Genomic DNA, 16780 nt, shown 5'->3' with positions numbered 1-16780 from the left:
GCCCGGATGCTGCCCCCTCGTCCATGCGTCTCTCCGTTCGGGCAGAAGAAGAGACGCAATCGAAGACGGGCTCAGCCCGTCCTGTTCCGTTCGATCGTGAGGTGCGGATAGGCGCTGCCGGCCGTCGCAAGGTCGTCCGTCGTGCGCTCGTTCCAGCGGAAGCCGGCAATGGCGGCCGTTTGGGTTTCCTCGAAAATGTTGCCGGAGATGAGCGCAGAGCCCGCGCCTTCCACCACGGTCACGGCGCAGCCGACGGGGCTGTTGCGCACCAGGTTTCCGTTCACGACGAGGCCGCGCATATAAGGCCCCCAGCCGAGTACCAACCCCCATTTCGGCGCGTTTTCCACGGTATTTCCCGACAGCACCGTATCGGCCTCCACCGCGATGCCGAAGCCGAAGCCCGCACCGTCATGCAGATAGGGGCCGTCGAGCTTCAGGTTGCGCACGACGTTTCCGGTGACGGTAGCGAGCCGCCCGCCCTCGTTGAAATTGACGATGAGAATGCCGTTGGCCGCGCCGTCGATCAGGTTGCCGTTGACGATGGCGCCCGTGAAGCCGAATTCCGAATAGATCGCCGTCTCGCCGCTATCGAGGCAGGTATTGCCCGATATCTGCACGTTCGAACCCGCATTGGCGCGGATCGCCGAGAAGGCGCAGCCGGAGACATGGTTGTTGGTAATCATCACGTCGTCGGCGCGGAAGATGTTGATCCCGTTGCCATATTGCCCGGTGCCGCCGCGCGTGGCGGATATGCGGGCGATGCGATTGCCCGAGACGATGCTGCCGTCGCGGCCGGTCTGCCAGCGGTGGATCAGGATGCCGCCATTGCCGCAGTCGAAGACGTGGTTGCCCGTCACCGAAAGCGTCTGGCTGTCGATTGCGTAGATCGCGTGCTCTGCCGCGCCGGAAATCCGGCTGCGTTCGATGCGCCCGCCGGAGCGCTCCATGTAGATCGCGCTCTTGGCCGAGCCCTGGATTTCGCAATTCTCGATGGTGACATCAGCGACGGCGGAGAAATTGAGCAAACCCTGCACGCTGTCGTCCAGCCAGCGGTTCGCCCCGTCGATGACGAGATTGGCAAGCTCGATGCGTGCGGCGCCATCGGCGGCGAAGAGGTGGCCGTCGCCGCCATAGACAATGCGGGTCGCACCGGGCACGCCGGTCAGCCGCGTGTTGTCGGGCAGCGTCAGGTTGGAGATCACATAGTCGCCGGGCGGCAGGAAGACCGGCATGTTCTTCGCCGCGGCGTCCTTCAGCAGCTTGGCGAAGGCCTTGCTCTTGCGGTCGCCCGCCCCGGAGCGCACGCCGTGCGCAGCCGCATCGATGCTGCCTCTCAGGTCCACATCGAAAATAGGCATGCGCTGCGTCTGCGCCTGCGCGCCGGTGGCGGCGCCAGCGGCGCCCAGCGCCAGACCCGACAGAAATGACCTTCTGGTAACCATCACAGCTCCTTTGGCCCTATATTGCAGGAAGCGTGCCAGATGGTTTTGTCTCGAAACGGCACAGGTGGTTTTCCCGCCAGCCTGGGTTGTTGTTCTGCTCGAAATACGCCGAGAGGGCGGCATTTCGCTGGTTTCGTTCAGGATTGACTAACGAGTTGGGGTGTAGGGTTTTCCGGTTGTGTGAGAGGAGGCCGTTGCAGCGCGCATCCTCGCGTTCGGGAATGCAAGGGTTCATGTCGACGCAACTGTCTCACCTTGGCAAGGACGAAGCCGACGCGACAGCCCGGCTGATGTCGGCCAGCGAACGCCTGATGGCCGAGGCGGCCCGGCTGTTTCCGCTGGCGGCAGCGCAGAGCGAGCGCACCGTCTGGCTCGAAGCCATGATCGACGAGGTGCCGGACTATCTCTATTTCAAGGACCTGTCTTGTCGCTTCGTCGTCGCCAACCGCGCGATTACCAGCGACAACGCGCGTGACACTCTGGTCGGCCTGACCGATTTTGAGCTCCACCCCGAAGCCACCGCCCGCCATTTCTTCAACACCGAGCAGGAGATCATCCGCACCGGTCGCCCCATGCTGGACATGGAGGAGCAGATCCGCGATGCCGCCGGCAACCTGAAATGGATGCTCTCCTCCAAGCTGCCGGTGCGCAACGGCAGTGGCGAGGTGATCGGCATCGTCGGCACGGCACGCGATATTACCGAGCGCAAGCTGGCGGAAAGCCTGCATCGCGGTCAGGCGGATCTTCTCAAGATGATCGCGCTCGGCGAGTCGCTGACCGATGTCTTCTCCGCTCTTATCCTTCTGATCGAGCGTCATGTGCCCGACGTCACCGGATCGATCCTGCGGCTTTCGCCGGATGGCCGGCATATCGTCAACGGAGCTGCCCCCAACCTCGACCGGGGCTATTGCAAGCTGATCGAAGGTCTGGAGATCGGCCCGGTCGTGGGCTCCTGTGGAACCGCCATGTGGCGCGGCGAGCCGGTTATTGTCTCCGATATCGCGACCGATCCGCTCTGGGCGGGCTTCAAGGATCTCGCGCTGGGCATCGGGTTTCGCGCTTGCTGGTCCTGGCCCATCCGGTCCTATCAGGGCAGGGTGCTCGGCACTTTTGCACTCTATAACCGCGAAATCGGGGAGCCGTCGGCCGAGTGCACGAAACTCGTCGGCATGGCGACCCACATCGCCGGCATCGCCATCGAGCGCAAGGAAGCCGAAGACAGCATCCAGTACATGGCGCACCACGACACGCTGACCGGCCTGCCGAACCGCAGCATGCTGGACGAGCGCGTGGCCTCCGCCATCGAGGCGGCCGACGATCGCGGCGGATCCATGACGCTGGCCTTCATCGACCTTGATAACTTCAAGCTGGTCAATGACAGCCTCGGGCACCACGCGGGCGATGAACTCCTCAAGATCGTCGCTGCGCGCATGCAGGGATGCATTCGCGCAAGCGACAGCATCGTGCGCCTCGGCGGCGACGAGTTCGTCATCCTCATTAGCGGCGCGATGCGCCGGGGCGAGGCGGTCGAAGACCGGCTGCGCTCCGTGCGCGAGGCCGTCGCCGAGCCCGTCGAGATCGACGGCCGTTCGTTCCAGGTGACATGCAGCATGGGCGTGGCCGTCTATCCGGAACACGGCCGCAATGTCAGCGAGCTTCTGGCGCGCGCCGACATGGCCATGTATCGCGCCAAGGAGATCGGCCGCGACGCGGTGCAGGTCTTCACCTTCGAGCTTGCCGCGCGCGCCCACGAGAAGCTTGAGCGGCAGGAGGAGCTGCGCCGCGCTCTCACCCAGACCGAGTTCTTCCTCCAGTACCAGCCGCAGATGGACCTCGTGACCGGCCGTATCTTCGCCGTCGAGGCGCTGATCCGCTGGCGTCACCCCGAGCGCGGCATCGTCTCGCCGGGCGAGTTCATCCCCCTTGCCGAGGAAACCGGCCTCATCGGCCCCATCGGCGACTGGACGCTTCGCACTGCCTGCCGGCAGAACAAGGCCTGGCAGCTCTCCGGCCTGCCGCCCATCGTCGTCAGCGTCAACGTTTCCGCCCGCCAGTTCCAGGAACGCGACTGGGTCGAGCGCGTGGCGGCAGCCCTTGAGGAAAGCGGTCTGGAGGCGCGCTACCTCGAACTGGAACTCACCGAGAGCCTCATCATGGAGGATGTGCAGCAGGCGGTGGAAACCATGCACCGGCTGGAACAGCTCGGCGTGCATCTGGCCATCGACGATTTCGGCACGGGTTATTCCAGCCTCAGTTCGCTCAAGCGCTTTCCCGTCGGTCGCCTCAAGATCGACCGCTCCTTCGTGAAGGACCTGCCGGGCGATAGCGACGATGCCGCGATCGCCACGGCCGTCATCTCGCTCGGGCACTTGCTGCAACTGCGCGTCATCGCCGAAGGCGTGGAAACGCGCGAGCAACTGGACTTCCTGCGTGCGGCGGGCTGCGACGAGATCCAGGGCTATTATATCAGCCGTCCCATCGATGCGATGGCCCTTCAGGCCCTTCTCTGCCTACCGCACTGCTGATGCGGACCGGCATAGCGGCGACCGCCCCTTGACATTGTCGTGGCGGCGCCAACGTTACCAGGCATGAAGCCCGATCAGCTCCTCCGTCCGGCCCCCGCCGGCCTCTATTGCCCCGCTGGCGATTTCTATATCGACCCCGTCCGGCCGGTGGCGCGCGCGCTGGTCACCCATGGCCATTCGGACCATGCCCGTGCCGGCCACGGCGCCGTGCTCGCCACGCAGGAAACGCTCGACATCATGGAAATCCGCTACGGAGCGGATTTTTGCGGCACCCGTCAGTCCGCCGCCTTCGGCGAGCGCATCGAGGTCAACGGCGTCACGGTTTCCTTCCATCCCGCCGGCCATGTGCTGGGCTCGGCCCAGATCGCCGTGGAGAAGGCCGGCCTGCGCATCGTCGCGTCGGGTGATTACAAGCGCGGGGTCGATCCCACCTGCGCGGCCTACGAGCCGGTGCCCTGCAATATCTTCATTACCGAGGCGACCTTTGGCCTGCCGGTCTTCCACCATCCCGACCCGAAGGCCGAGATGGGCAAGCTCATCACCTCGCTCCGGCAGTTTCCCGAGCGCAGCCATCTTGTCGGCGCCTATTCGCTCGGCAAGTCGCAGCGCGTCATCCGCCTGCTGCGCGACTGCGGCTACGATGCGCCGGTCTATATCCATGGCTCGCTTGCCAGGCTGTGCGACTACTATGTCAGCCGCGGCATCGATCTCGGCGACCTGCGCCCCGCGACCGTCGAGAAGGGCGACAAGACCGATTTCCGCGGCGCCGTCATCGTCGGCCCGCCCTCGGCCTTCGCCGACCGATGGGCGCGCCGCTTCAACGAACCGCTCATCGCCTTCGCCTCCGGCTGGATGATGGTGCGCCAGCGCGCCAAACAGGGCGGCGTCGAGCTGCCCCTCGTCATCTCAGACCACTGCGACTGGCCCGAACTGACCGAGACGATCCGCGAACTCGCCCCGCAGGAGGTGTGGGTCACCCACGGCCGAGAGGAGGCGCTGGTGCGCTGGTGCGAACTCGCCGGCCTGCCGGCACGGCCGCTGCATCTGGTGGGCTATGAGGACGAGGGGGATTGATGATGGCGGCTCGAATTCAGCCGCCCGGGTGCGGCTCACCCCCCTCTGCCCTGCCGGCTATCTCCCCCACAAGGGGGGAGATCGGGTTGTTGCCACGCCTCGCCCAAAGCGGGCGATTGACATGGAGCGATAGCGGTGCTCCCAGCAAATCTCCCCCCTTGTGGGGGAGATGGCCGGCAGGCCAGAGGGGGGTAGATTGCATCCGCCGGTTCCTCGGAAGGGGAACCCCATGAAGGCCTTCTCCACCCTTCTCGACCGCCTCGTCCTCACCCCGTCGCGCAACGGCAAGCTGAAGCTGCTGGCCGATTACTTCCGCGATACGCCGGATCCTGACCGGGGCTATGGCCTTGCCGCCATCGCCGGCACGCTGGACCTGAAGAGCGTCAAGCCGGCGCTGCTGCGCGAACTGGTGCTCGAGCGCATGGACGCGGTGCTGTTTCGCTATTCCTACGACTATGTCGGTGACCTCGCCGAAACCATCGCGCTGGTCTGGGACCAGGAGCGCAAGGAGCGCGTGCCCGATGAGGTCGAGCCCAGCCTGAGCGCCGTCGTGACCCGCATGAACGCGCTCGGCCGCACGGAGGTGCGTGGCGCTGTGCGCGATCTGCTCGACCGGCTCGATCCCTCCGGCCGTTTCGCCTTCCTGAAGCTCGCCACCGGCGCCCTGCGCATCGGCGTCTCGGCGCGTCTCGCCAAACAGGCGCTCGCCGAGTTTTCCGGCATGGACGTGACCGAGATCGAGACGCTGTGGCACGGACTGGAGCCGCCCTATGAGCCGTTGTTCGCCTGGCTGGAGGGCAGGGCGGAACGCCCGGTTCTGGCCACGCCGGCGATCTTCCATTCCGTCATGCTCGCCAATCCGGTGGGGGACGGCGATCTCGTCAATCTCGACCCCGCCGATTTCGCCGCCGAATGGAAATGGGACGGCATCCGCGTGCAGATGTCGTCGTCCGGATCGACGCGCCGGCTCTATTCCCGCTCCGGCGACGACATCTCCGCTGCCTTTCCGGACGTGCTCGACGCCATGAATTTCGAAGGCGTGGTGGACGGCGAACTCCTGGTCGGCGGCACGGCGCGCATGAACAGCCCCACGCGCACCTTCTCCGATCTCCAGCAGCGGCTGAACCGCAAGACGGTCAACACGAAGATGCTGGAGGACTACCCGGCATTTGTGCGCGCCTATGACGTTCTGTTCGAAGGCGAGGTCGATGTTCGCCCGACTGCCTTCACCGAACGCCGGAAGCGGCTTGCCGGCCTCATCGACAAGACCCCGCACGACCGCTTTGACCTCTCGCCGCTGGTGCCCTTCGCGACATGGGAAGAACTGGAGGCCATCCGCCGCGACCCGCCCGATCCGGTCATCGAGGGTGTGATGATCAAGCGCCTCGACAGTCCCTACCAGGCCGGCCGCATGAAAGGCCCGTGGTTCAAGTGGAAGCGCGATCCGTTCAACATCGATGCCGTCATGATGTATGCCCAGCGCGGCCATGGCAAACGCTCGAGCTACTATTCGGATTTCACCTTCGGCGTCTGGACGGAGGGGCCCGACGGCGACGTGCTGGTGCCGGTGGGGAAAGCCTATTTCGGCTTCACCGACGCCGAACTCGAAGTGCTCGACCGCTTCGTGCGCAACAACACGACCGAGCGTTTCGGTCCCGTCCGCGCCGTGCGCGCCGACCCCGCCCACGGCTTCGTGCTGGAAGTGGCCTTCGAAGGCATCAACCGCTCGAACCGCCACAAATCCGGCGTCGCCATGCGCTTCCCCCGCATCGCCCGCCTCAGGCAGGACAAGCTGCCCGCCGATGCAGACCGGCTGGAAACGCTGATGGCGATGATCGATGCGCGGGAGGGGGTTGCCGACATTTAGAGTCCCAGCGCCGAAAGGTCCGGCCCGAGCGGGACGATGCGGTTGGGGTTGAGCGATTTGATCGAGTAGTAGCCCTGCTTGATGTGGTCGATATTAACCGTCTCACGCACGCCCGGCAGGTCGAGCATGCGTTTCGTATAGGCCGAGAGCACGTTGTAGTCGGCCATACGCTGGCGGTTGCACTTGAAGAGACCGAAATAAGCCGCGTCGAAGCGGATGAGCGTGACGAAGAGGCGAATGTCGGCTTCGGTGAAGGTCGCGCCGGTCAGGAAGGCGCGGTCGTCGGAAAGGCGGGCTTCCAGCTCGTCCAGCATGGCGAAGACGCCCTGATAGGCTTCCTCGTAGGCAACCTGGGTCGTGGCGAAGCCGGCACGGTAGACGCCGTTGTTAAGCACGGGATAGATGCGTTCGTTGAGGGCATCGATTTCGGCGCGAAGCGGCTCGGGATAGAGGTCGACGCTTTCATCGGCAAGTCGGCCGAAGCCGTTATTGAGCATGCGCACGATATCGGCGGACTCATTGTTGACGATGGTCTTCTTCTCCTTGTCCCACAGCACAGGCACTGTCGCGCGGCCGGTGAAGGTCGGGGCGGCGCGCGTATAGAGTTCGTGCAGGTAGGTCGCGCCGTTCAGGTCGTCGCGGTTGGAGCCCGGGTAGTCGCCGAATTGCCAGCCCTGGTCGGAGAGTGCCGGCTGGACGACGGAGATGGAGATCACGTCGTCGAGCTTCTTCAGCTTGCGCGCGATCAGCGTGCGTGAGGCCCAGGGGCAGATATAGGCGACATAGAGCTGATAGCGGCCCTTTTCGGCGGCAAAGCCGCCTTCGCCGGTCGGCCCGGCGCTGCCATCGGGTGTCACCCAGTTGCGGAAGCTCGAAACCTGCCGCACAAAACCGCCCTTGGCGTCCGTCGCCTGAACCGGCTGCCAGTCTTCCGTCCACTTGCCATTGACGAGCATCGCGTCACCTCATGTCCCTTGCATCTCCTCCAGCCGTAGCCCGCGCGCGCGGAAACGGCAATTCGCGCAGCGATTGACACAGCGTTCACAAGGCGGAGGCGCCGTGGTGTGGAGATGGTTATCCTGCCTCTGCTTTGTGTTCGGCGACAGCGTTTCGCGAAAACGGTGCGCCACCTCTACCCCAAGGGGAGAAGGAGAGGTGGCGAAGTGTCGGGCATGCCAATCGTCTGTGCAGAGGCCGTCGCCAGCCGAGAGTGCTATGCTCAAGCCATCAGCCGGTCGATCAGCGCCGAGGCGGCGTCCGCGATGACGGTGCCGGGCGGGAAGATGGCGTCGGCGCCGGCCTCTTCCAGCGCGGCAAAATCCTGCGGCGGGATGACGCCGCCGACGGCGATCAGCATGTCGCGCGCGCCGCGCTTGACGAGGGCGGCCTTCAGTTCCGGCACCAGCGTCAGATGCCCGGCGGCGAGCGACGAGGCGCCCACGATATGCGCGCCCTCACGGATGGCGAGCTCCGCCACTTCCTCGGGCGTCTGGAACATGGCGCCGACGATGACATTGAAGCCGAGATCGGCAAAGGCCGTGGCGATCACCTTCTGGCCGCGGTCGTGCCCGTCCTGGCCCATCTTGGCAACGAGGATGGCGGGCTTCTCACGCCGCAGCTTTTCAAAGGCGGCAACTTTGTCGACCGCCGTGTTGAAGGCGCAGTCGTTGGCGCCCATCTCCTTGCGGTAAACGCCGGAAATGGTGCGGATTTCCGCGACATGGCGTCCGAATGCCTTTTCCAGCGCAAGCGCGATCTCGCCCACCGTCGCCCGGGCGCGCGCCGCCTTCACCGCGAATTCCAGAAGGTTGCCGTCGCCGCTTTTCGCAACGTCCGTCAGGGCATCGAGCGCGCTTTCGGCGGCCGCGGTGTCGCGCGTGCCCTTGAGCTGCTGGAGCTTGGCGAGCTGGCGCGCCCGCACCTCCGAATTGTCGACCTTGAGCACGTCGACCTCGATATCGCGCTCGGGACGGGAGAAGTTGACGCCGACGACGGTCTGCTGGCCACTATCGATGCGCGCCTGCGTGCGGGCCGCGGCCTCCTCGATGCGCAGCTTCGGAATGCCCTTCTCGATGGCCTTCGCCATGCCGCCCAGCGCTTCCACCTCCTCGATATGCGAGAGCGCGCGCGCGGCAAGGTCATGCGTGAGACGCTCGACATAGGCCGAGCCGCCCCAGGGATCGATGATACGGGTCGTGCCGCTTTCCTTCTGCAGCAGGATCTGCGTGTTGCGGGCGATGCGGGCGGAATGGTCGGTGGGCAGCGCCAGCGCCTCGTCGAAGGAGTTGGTGTGCAGCGATTGCGTATGCCCCTGCGTGGCCGCCATCGCCTCGACCATGGTGCGCATCACGTTGTTCATCGGGTCCTGCGCGGTCAGCGACCAGCCGGATGTCTGGCAATGGGTGCGCAACGCCAGTGACCGGGCGTCTCTGGGCGCAAAATTCTTCTTCATCAGCGCGGTCCAGATCAGGCGCGCGGCGCGCATCTTTGCGACTTCCATGAAGAAGTTCATGCCGATCGCCCAGAAGAAGGAAAGTCTTGGGGCAAAGGTGTCGATGTCGAGCCCTGCGGCCACCCCGGCGCGGGCATATTCGATGCCGTCGGCAATGGTATAGGCCAGTTCCAGGTCCGCCGTCGCGCCCGCTTCCTGCATGTGGTAGCCGGAAATCGAGATGGAGTTGAACTTCGGCATGCGCCGGCTGGTATAGCCGAAGATGTCGGAGATGATCCGCATCGAGGGCTGCGGCGGGTAGATATAGGTGTTGCGGACCATGAACTCCTTGAGGATGTCGTTCTGTATGGTCCCGGACAGCTTGTCCTCGGAAACGCCCTGTTCCTCGGCCGCGACGATGAACAGCGCCATGATAGGCAGCACCGCGCCGTTCATGGTCATGGACACGCTCATCTGATCAAGCGGGATGCCGTCGAAGAGCTGGCGCATGTCGAGAATGGAATCGATCGCCACGCCCGCCATGCCGACATCGCCCGCCACGCGCGGATGGTCGCTGTCATAGCCGCGATGGGTGGCGAGGTCGAAGGCGACGGACAGGCCCTTCTGACCGGCCGCGAGGTTGCGGCGGTAGAAGGCATTGGATTCCTCCGCCGTGGAAAAACCGGCATACTGCCGGATCGTCCAGGGCTGCTGGACATACATGGTGGGGTAGGGACCGCGCAGATAGGGCGCGGCACCCGGCCAGGTATCGAGATAGGAAAGCCCCGCCAGCTCCGCCTCGCCATAGGCGCCCGCCACGGTGATGCCTTCCGGCGTGTGCCATGCGGCATCGCCGGTAACGGCCGTGGGGGTGGTTGGCTTCGACCACGCGATGGATGAAAAGTCCGGGATCCGGCTCATGCGGCGGCTCCTGCTTTAAGGGGGCAGCGTATCCGCATCATGCCGCCTCCACGCAGTCTGCCAGCAACACGGGCCGAAGCCCTGGCGTGGTAGTGTCCGACAGAGGCCCGAGCACCGTTGCCGGACGCTCCTCCTTCAGCGCAAACAGCGTGGTGCCGACAATGGGCCGCCCACGTCGTGCGTCGCGCGCCGCCGCCACCATGGCCTTGATCCTCCCCGAAGCAATCGCGGCCGATAGCCCACCCGCCTTCTCGATATCCGCAAACACCGCCCACGCCTTTTCCGCCAGCGCATCCGTCAGCGCCTCGATGCCGCCCGCGCCCGCGGCGGGATCGGCGACATGGGCGAGGTGGCTTTCGGTGATGAGCACGACCTGCGTGTTGCGCGCGATGCGCCGCGCGAAGGGATCGGGCACGCCGAGCGCCAGCGTGTGCGGCAGCACCGTGATCTCGTCGGCGCCGCCCGTGCCGGCGGAAAACACGGCGATTGTGTTGCGCAGAATGTTGGTTTCCGGATCGAGCCGGGTCAGCATGCGCCAGCTCGTCTCGGCATGGATATGCGCGGGCTTCGGTTCCGAAACACCACAGGCCGCCTGCATGCGCGCATGGATGAGCCGCGCCGCGCGGAGTTTCGCGGTCGTGAGGAACTGGTCCTGATCGGCCGCAAGACAGAGCGCGGTGGCGGCAAACACCGTTTCCGGTGCAAGGCCGGCGGCATCGAGGCGGCGCAGGTTCTCCGCCAGCGCGGCCGCGACGATGGCGAGTTCCAGCGCTTCGCCCGCGCCGGCATTGTGCGCAAGTCGGCCGTCGGCATTCAGAACCGTTCCCGAAAAATTAAAGCCGATCAACTCCTTGGCGCGGTCGGCGGAATCTCCTGCTTCACTGGAAGTGCCGGAAAGTGCGGCACTGTAGGGATCGAGCCCGAAATGCACCGGCGCCCTGCGGGCGCCCGCCTTGTCCAGCGCGTGGGCGAGCGTCGCCGAGAGCGCATTGTCGCGGAAATCGGCTTCGAGGCGCAGGGAAAAAGGGGCGGCGGCACATGCGGCGGCCGTCCGGGCGAAGGCGGTCTCGCTGCCGGCGGCCATGCCCGCGCCATGGGCGCTGGCGCTGCCCATGAAGACGAGGGCGATACCCGTCGCGCCGTTCTCCAGGTCGTCGGCCATCTGCGCACGGGCGCGGGCGGTGTCGGCGTCGTCGCGGCGCTGGTTGACGGTCCAGGCGTCGCCCGCGTGGGGCGTGGCGGCATGGCTGTGGGCGAGCGGCGGCGCGCCTTCGCGGCGCGGGTAGATCGGCTGGATGGCGATGCCATCGTCAGTCTGCGACAGCAGTGTCGCGTCGAAATCCGCGCCCTTCAGCGCCTTTTCCGCCAGTGCCCTCCAGCCCGCCTCGTCGACGGGCGCAAAGCCCGCCGTCCTCAAGATGCTCGCATCCATGCCGTCGCCATCTCCCGTGTTGCGGCATTTCTATTCATCCGGGATACAGCGTAAAGGACCACTTTGGTAGAGTGACGCATTGGTGACACCCCGCCGGAATTGTGGCGCGCAAGCCTGACACCAGCCGCATTTGCCACATTTAGGGCAGGGTTGTGAACCTAATTCGCCCTGCATTCATTAGTGATTCAGCCTTCGCTCATCCCGCCTCCGTCAAACGGATACCGACCCTTCCATGACCGATACCGCGCTTTCCCGTCGCCGTTTTCTCCAGTTTTCCGGCCTTGCCATGGCCAGCGGCCTTGCCGGCTGCACCTCGTCCATGAACACCGACGAGTTCCGCGAGCAGACCCGGCCTTATTTCCGCAATCCCGCGCTCGAGGGACGCCCGGAATATATCGACAACCGCGGACCGATCAGCATCTACGGCCAGACGCCGCCCTCCGGCCTGCTGCCCGATTCCTCGCGCTATGCCGCGATATACGGCCCGGTGAACGACGGCGGCTTCCAGGTGCCCGCCGTGCCCTACCAGCAGATCGATGCGCGCTTCTACCGTCAGGAGGTGGAAAGCCCTTTCGCTGAGCGGCCGGGCACGATCATCGTCGATACCGGCAACCGCTTCCTCTACCTGATCCTCGCCAATGGCCGTGCCATGCGCTACGGTGTGGGCATCGGCCGGCAGGGCTTTGCCTGGTCGGGCCGTGGCGTCATCCAGTGGAAGCAGGCCTGGCCGAAGTGGACGCCGCCGGACGAAATGGTCAAGCGCCAGCCGGAACTGGTGAAATATTCCGGCGCCAATGGCGGCATGGCCGGCGGCCTCAACAACCCGCTCGGCGCGCGCGCTCTCTACATCTTCCAGAACGGCCAGGACACGCTCTACCGCCTGCACGGCTCGCCGGAATGGAAGTCTATCGGCAAGGCCGTCTCATCCGGTTGCGTACGCATGCTCAACCAGGATGTGATGGACCTCTACGACCGCGTGAAGGGCAAGGCACCGATTCTCGTGATCTGATGCATGGGGCCCGTCGGGCCCCCCTCTGCCCTGCCGGACATCTCACCCACAGGTGGGGAGAGCGGCAGGACGTTCGGACATCTCTTCATGTGCAATGATAGCGTTGGGCGGGGCGCAACCGCGATTCAATCTCCCTCCTTGTGAGGGAGACGCCCGGCAGGGCGGAGGGGTATCCCTAAACCGTCGCCGGCGAAATGAGATGCGCGCCTTCGATTTGCGGCAGGTCGCCGGATGTCACGGCCTTGCCGCCCTCCATGCGCACCTTGCCGTCCGCCACAAGACGCAGCGCCAGCGGATAGCTCCGGTGCTCGACCGTTAGCACGCGGGCGGCCAGCGTATCGGCGGTATCGGCCGGCAGCACCGGCACGGCGGCCTGAACGATCACCGGACCTTCATCCATGCCCTCCGTCACGAAATGCACCGTGCAGCCGGCAAGGCGCATGCCCGCATCAATGGCGCGCTGGTGCGTGTTGAGGCCCGGAAAGAGCGGCAGCAGGGAGGGATGGATATTGAGGATGCGGCCTTCATAGCGGTTGATGAAGGTGCCGGAGAGCAGGCGCATATAGCCGGCAAGGCAGATGAGATCGGGCGCAAGCGCTTCGAGCGCCGCAAGGATCGCCGCCTCGTGGGCCTCCTTGTCGGCATAGTCCCTGCGCAGGAAGGTATGCGTTGCAATGCCGAGCGCTTCAGCCCTGGCAAGCCCGCCGGCATCCGCCTTGTCGGAGAAGACAGCGACGATCTCGGCCGGGAAATCAGCCGCTTCCGCCGCCTTCGCCAGCGCCAGCATGTTGGAGCCGCCGCCGGAAATGAAGGCGACGACGCGCTTGCGGGCAGGGGTCGTCATAGGGCAAGCGTGCCCTTGTAGATCGTGCCGGCGGCACCCTCTTCACGGCCGACCATGCGGCCGAGGCGGAAGACGGTCTCGCCTTCGGCGGAAAGCACGGCGGCGACCGCATCGGCCTTGTCGGCCGGCACGACGGCGATCATGCCGACGCCGCAGTTGAAGGTGCGCAGCATTTCATGGGCTTCCACACCGCCAGTGCGGGCAAGCCAGGAGAAAACGGCTGGTGCCTTGACGGCATCGAGGTCGATCTCGGCGGCAAGGTGCTTGGGCAGCACGCGCGGAATGTTTTCAGGAAAGCCGCCCCCGGTGATATGGGCCAGCGCCTTGATGGAGCCGGTTTCGCGGATCGCCTTGAGAAGCGGCTTCACATAGATCTTCGTCGGTGTGAGCAGCGCTTCGCCGAGCGTCTTGTCGGCGTCGAAGGGGGCGGCCGCATCCCAGGCGAGGCCGGAGAGCGAAACGATCTTGCGCACCAGCGAATAGCCGTTGGAATGCACGCCGGAGGAGGCGAGGCCGAGGATGACGTCGCCTTCGGCAATGTCGCCGGCCGGCAGCAGCTGGCCGCGCTCGGCCGCACCCACGGCAAAGCCCGCGAGGTCGTAGTCGCCGTGCGAATACATGCCCGGCATTTCGGCGGTCTCGCCGCCGATCAGCGCGCAGCCGGCCTGGCGGCAGCCTTCCGCGATGCCCTGCACGATGGCGGCACCCTGATCGGGATCGAGCTTGCCGGTGGCGAAGTAGTCGAGGAAGAAGAGCGGTTCGGCGCCCTGCACCACGAGATCGTTGACGCACATGGCGACAAGGTCGATGCCGACAGTGTCGTGGCGGTCGGCGTCGATGGCGATCTTCAGCTTGGTGCCCACACCGTCATTGGCCGCCACGAGGACCGGATCCGTGAAGCCGGCGGCCTTGAGATCGAACAGGCCGCCGAAGCCGCCGATCTCGCCATCCGCGCCCGGGCGGCGCGTCGAGCGCACGGCCGGCTTGATCTTCTCGACCATCAGGTTGCCGGCATCGATATCGACACCTGCATCGCTATAGGTCAGACCGTTCTTCTCCGACTGGCTCATGCTCTCGTCTCCGGGTTCAGGCTGTTCGCGCCCGATTGGCATGATGGGACGGCAAGTGCAAGTCGAATGCCGGGAAAACCGGGCTTTTTTCACCGATTTGCCCACTCCTGTGACCGGAAAAATTCCCGAGCGATATGGGGAAATCGAGGAAAACGCCTTGCCGGTTCCACTTATGGCCGCCGAGCCTTGACGTTTCTCCGGCCCGCATCCTATCTGCTGATATAACGGCAAACACGGGAAGAGGCGCGATGGCAGCCCATATCAGCGGCGCGGGACTGAAGCGGCAGGTGATCTTCTGGATCATCGCGCTCATCGTCTTCGTGATCTTCCTCCTCATTTTCAGCGATATCCTGCTGCCCTTCATCGCGGGCATGGCGCTGGCCTATTTCCTCGACCCGGTCGCCGACCGGCTGGAGCGGCTCGGCCTCAGCCGCATGATGGCAACGGTGCTAATCCTCATCGCTTTCGTCGTGCTGTTTGCGCTGTCGTTGATGATCATCATCCCGCTTCTGGCAACACAGGCCGCCGATTTCCTGGAAAAGCTGCCCACCTACGTCACCCAGCTCCAGCAGCTCGTGGCGAGCTTCAATCCCGATCTGCTGCCGAGCTGGATCAGCAGCCAGATGGACACGATCAAGCAGAGCTTCTCCTCCATTCTGGCGGAAGGCGCGGGTTTCCTCGGCACGGTCTTCAAGCAGCTGTGGAACTCCGGCATGGCGCTAGTCAACATCGTCTCGCTGCTGGTCATCACGCCCGTCGTCGCCTTCTATATGCTGCTCGACTGGGACCGCATGATCGACAAGGTGGACAGCTGCGTACCCCGTGACCATGTCGCCGATGTCCGCCAGATCGCGTCCGAAATGGATGCCGCGATCGCCGGCTTCGTACGCGGGCAGGGCTCCATCTGCATTATCCTCGGCCTTTACTACGGTGTCGGCCTGTCCTTCGCCGGCCTGAATTTCGGTCTGCTGATCGGCCTTTTCGCCGGCATCATCAGCTTCATTCCCTATGTCGGTTCACTGGTCGGTCTGGTGCTGGCCATCGGCGTGGCGGTCGTGCAGTTCTGGCCCGATTACTGGATGATCGCGCTCATCGCAGGCATATTCTTCTCCGGCCAGTTCATCGAGGGCAATATCCTCCAGCCGAAGCTCGTGGGCTCGCGGGTCGGGCTGCACCCGGTCTGGCTGATGTTTGCGCTGGTCGCCTTCGGCGCGCTGTTCGGCTTCGTCGGGCTGATGATCGCGGTGCCGGCGGCCGCCGCTGTGGGCGTGCTTGTCCGCTTCGGCCTCAACCGTTACCTTGACAGCGATCTCTATTACGGCAGCAAGAAGCCCATTCTCCTGGAGGAGAGCCTGCCGCAGGAAAGCCTGCCGCGCGGTGAATGAGACAGAGTACCCGGGTAGACGCATGACCTCGCGCAAGACCGCCGAACAGTTGCCGCTGGCCTTCGGGCACGATCCCGCAACGGGACGGGACGACCTGCTGGTCGCCGGTCCGGTCGATGCGGCCGTCGCCATGATCGATGCCTGGCCGCATTGGCCTGCGCCCGTCGTCGTCATCGCCGGACCCGTCGGCTCGGGAAAATCCCATCTCGCCGCGATCTGGCGCGAGCGGACCGGCGCGCGCCTTATCGAGGCGATGCCCGGAACCGGCGCCGAACAGGCGGCCGAACAGGGGCCGGTCCTCATCGAGGATGCCGACCGCGCCGGCTTCGACGACCGCACCCTGTTCCACATCATCAACAATGTGCGCCAGCACGGCCACACCCTGCTCATCACATCGAGGCTTTGGCCGATGTCCTGGGTAGTCGAGCTGCCGGACCTGCGCTCGCGCCTGAAGGCGGCGACCGTGGTGGAGATCGGGGAGCCCGATGACGAACTCCTGTCGCAGGTCATCGTCAAGCTCTTCGCCGACCGCCAGCTCTTCGTCGATGACAGGCTCGTCGCCTATATCGTGGCGCGCATGGAGCGCTCGCTGGAGGCAGCCCAGACGCTGGTGGACCGGCTGGACCGGCTGGCCCTTGCCCGCGGCAGCCGCATCACCCGCCAGCTGGCGCAGGAAGTGCTGGGCGAGATGGTGGGGGCCGGTGAATTTCCCGACGAAGCCAACTCTGTGGATTGACTGTCACAGTTCTGTCGTCAAACTGCGCTAAGCGCTTCGCGTTA

General features: G+C 65.2%; 12 protein-coding genes. 6 read left to right on the top strand and 6 right to left on the bottom strand.

Annotation, left to right across the window (positions count from 1 at the left end; translation table 11 throughout):
* Positions 1-71: 71 nt before the first annotated feature.
* The gene (locus MNR02_RS12425; protein ID WP_241946999.1) at positions 72-1442 is read right to left on the bottom strand and encodes a TIGR03808 family TAT-translocated repetitive protein; all 1371 of its coding nucleotides are present in this window, start codon (positions 1440-1442) and stop codon (positions 72-74) included.
* Between the two features lie 233 nt (positions 1443-1675).
* On the opposite strand from MNR02_RS12425, the gene MNR02_RS12420 reads away from it, so the two are divergent.
* The 3 genes from MNR02_RS12420 (at position 1676) to MNR02_RS12410 (ending at position 6908) form a co-directional block, all read left to right on the top strand.
* The gene (locus MNR02_RS12420; RefSeq protein WP_241946998.1) at positions 1676-3967 is read left to right on the top strand and encodes a bifunctional diguanylate cyclase/phosphodiesterase; all 2292 of its coding nucleotides are present in this window, start codon (positions 1676-1678) and stop codon (positions 3965-3967) included.
* 63 nt (positions 3968-4030) lie between these two features.
* Complete coding sequence (locus MNR02_RS12415; RefSeq protein WP_241946997.1) at positions 4031-5041, top strand: ligase-associated DNA damage response exonuclease; 1011 nt, start codon at positions 4031-4033, stop codon at positions 5039-5041.
* 229 nt (positions 5042-5270) lie between these two features.
* A complete protein-coding gene (locus MNR02_RS12410) occupies positions 5271-6908 on the top strand; it encodes a cisplatin damage response ATP-dependent DNA ligase (protein WP_241946996.1) in 1638 nt (545 codons plus the stop codon).
* Here MNR02_RS12410 and MNR02_RS12405 read toward each other — a convergent pair.
* The 3 genes from MNR02_RS12405 to MNR02_RS12395 form a co-directional block, all read right to left on the bottom strand.
* The gene (locus tag MNR02_RS12405; protein WP_241946995.1) at positions 6905-7864 is read right to left on the bottom strand and encodes a glutathione S-transferase family protein; all 960 of its coding nucleotides are present in this window, start codon (positions 7862-7864) and stop codon (positions 6905-6907) included. The genes MNR02_RS12410 and MNR02_RS12405 overlap by 4 nt on opposite strands.
* Before the next feature lie 263 nt (positions 7865-8127).
* Positions 8128-10260 carry a methylmalonyl-CoA mutase gene (scpA, locus tag MNR02_RS12400; protein WP_241946994.1) on the bottom strand — a complete coding sequence of 711 codons (2133 nt, stop codon included), beginning with the start codon at positions 10258-10260 and terminating at the stop codon, positions 8128-8130.
* Positions 10261-10297: 37 nt separating this feature from the next.
* The gene (locus MNR02_RS12395) at positions 10298-11692 is read right to left on the bottom strand and encodes a methylmalonyl-CoA mutase family protein (RefSeq protein WP_241946993.1); all 1395 of its coding nucleotides are present in this window, start codon (positions 11690-11692) and stop codon (positions 10298-10300) included.
* A 232-nt stretch (positions 11693-11924) separates the two neighbouring features.
* Here MNR02_RS12395 and MNR02_RS12390 point away from each other — a divergent pair, with 232 nt between their 5' ends.
* Positions 11925-12701: a L,D-transpeptidase gene (locus tag MNR02_RS12390; RefSeq protein WP_241597517.1), complete on the top strand. Its 777-nt coding sequence runs from the start codon at positions 11925-11927 to the stop codon at positions 12699-12701.
* Between the two features lie 175 nt (positions 12702-12876).
* Here MNR02_RS12390 and purN read toward each other — a convergent pair whose 3' ends face one another.
* Both purN and purM read right to left on the bottom strand, forming a co-directional pair.
* Entirely contained in the window at positions 12877-13545 is a 669-nt protein-coding gene (purN, locus tag MNR02_RS12385; protein WP_241946992.1) for a phosphoribosylglycinamide formyltransferase, read from the bottom strand.
* Positions 13542-14615, bottom strand: coding sequence for a phosphoribosylformylglycinamidine cyclo-ligase (gene purM / locus MNR02_RS12380; RefSeq protein ID WP_241946991.1), 1074 nt, complete (start codon positions 14613-14615; stop codon positions 13542-13544). The genes purN and purM overlap by 4 nt, the downstream gene beginning before the upstream one ends.
* A 248-nt stretch (positions 14616-14863) precedes the next feature.
* On the opposite strand from purM, the gene MNR02_RS12375 reads away from it, so the two are divergent.
* A complete protein-coding gene (locus MNR02_RS12375) occupies positions 14864-16000 on the top strand; it encodes an AI-2E family transporter (protein ID WP_241946990.1) in 1137 nt (378 codons plus the stop codon).
* 22 nt (positions 16001-16022) lie between these two features.
* Positions 16023-16736, top strand: a complete 714-nt coding sequence (hdaA, locus tag MNR02_RS12370) for a DnaA regulatory inactivator HdaA (protein WP_241946989.1) — start codon at positions 16023-16025, stop codon at positions 16734-16736.
* Positions 16737-16780 lie beyond the last annotated feature (44 nt).

Origin of the sequence: Shinella sp. H4-D48 (genome assembly GCF_022637395.1) — a bacterium.
In the GTDB taxonomy this organism is placed as follows: domain Bacteria; phylum Pseudomonadota; class Alphaproteobacteria; order Rhizobiales; family Rhizobiaceae; genus Shinella; species Shinella sedimenti.
This window is presented reverse-complemented; position numbering and strand designations above follow the sequence as displayed.

Bases quoted from the DNA above. Each gene is read 5' to 3' on its own strand.
- MNR02_RS12375 (WP_241946990.1), top strand. From the start codon at position 14,864: ATGGCAGCCCATATCAGCGGCGCGGGACTGAAGCGGCAGGTGATCTTC.
- purN (WP_241946992.1), bottom strand. From the start codon at position 13,545: ATGACGACCCCTGCCCGCAAGCGCGTCGTCGCCTTCATTTCCGGCGGC.
- MNR02_RS12420 (WP_241946998.1), top strand. From the start codon at position 1,676: ATGTCGACGCAACTGTCTCACCTTGGCAAGGACGAAGCCGACGCGACA.
- scpA (WP_241946994.1), bottom strand. From the start codon at position 10,260: ATGAGCCGGATCCCGGACTTTTCATCCATCGCGTGGTCGAAGCCAACC.
- hdaA (WP_241946989.1), top strand. From the start codon at position 16,023: ATGACCTCGCGCAAGACCGCCGAACAGTTGCCGCTGGCCTTCGGGCAC.
- MNR02_RS12405 (WP_241946995.1), bottom strand. From the start codon at position 7,864: ATGCTCGTCAATGGCAAGTGGACGGAAGACTGGCAGCCGGTTCAGGCG.
- MNR02_RS12415 (WP_241946997.1), top strand. From the start codon at position 4,031: ATGAAGCCCGATCAGCTCCTCCGTCCGGCCCCCGCCGGCCTCTATTGC.
- MNR02_RS12390 (WP_241597517.1), top strand. From the start codon at position 11,925: ATGACCGATACCGCGCTTTCCCGTCGCCGTTTTCTCCAGTTTTCCGGC.
- MNR02_RS12395 (WP_241946993.1), bottom strand. From the start codon at position 11,692: ATGGATGCGAGCATCTTGAGGACGGCGGGCTTTGCGCCCGTCGACGAG.
- MNR02_RS12410 (WP_241946996.1), top strand. From the start codon at position 5,271: ATGAAGGCCTTCTCCACCCTTCTCGACCGCCTCGTCCTCACCCCGTCG.
- MNR02_RS12425 (WP_241946999.1), bottom strand. From the start codon at position 1,442: ATGGTTACCAGAAGGTCATTTCTGTCGGGTCTGGCGCTGGGCGCCGCT.
- purM (WP_241946991.1), bottom strand. From the start codon at position 14,615: ATGAGCCAGTCGGAGAAGAACGGTCTGACCTATAGCGATGCAGGTGTC.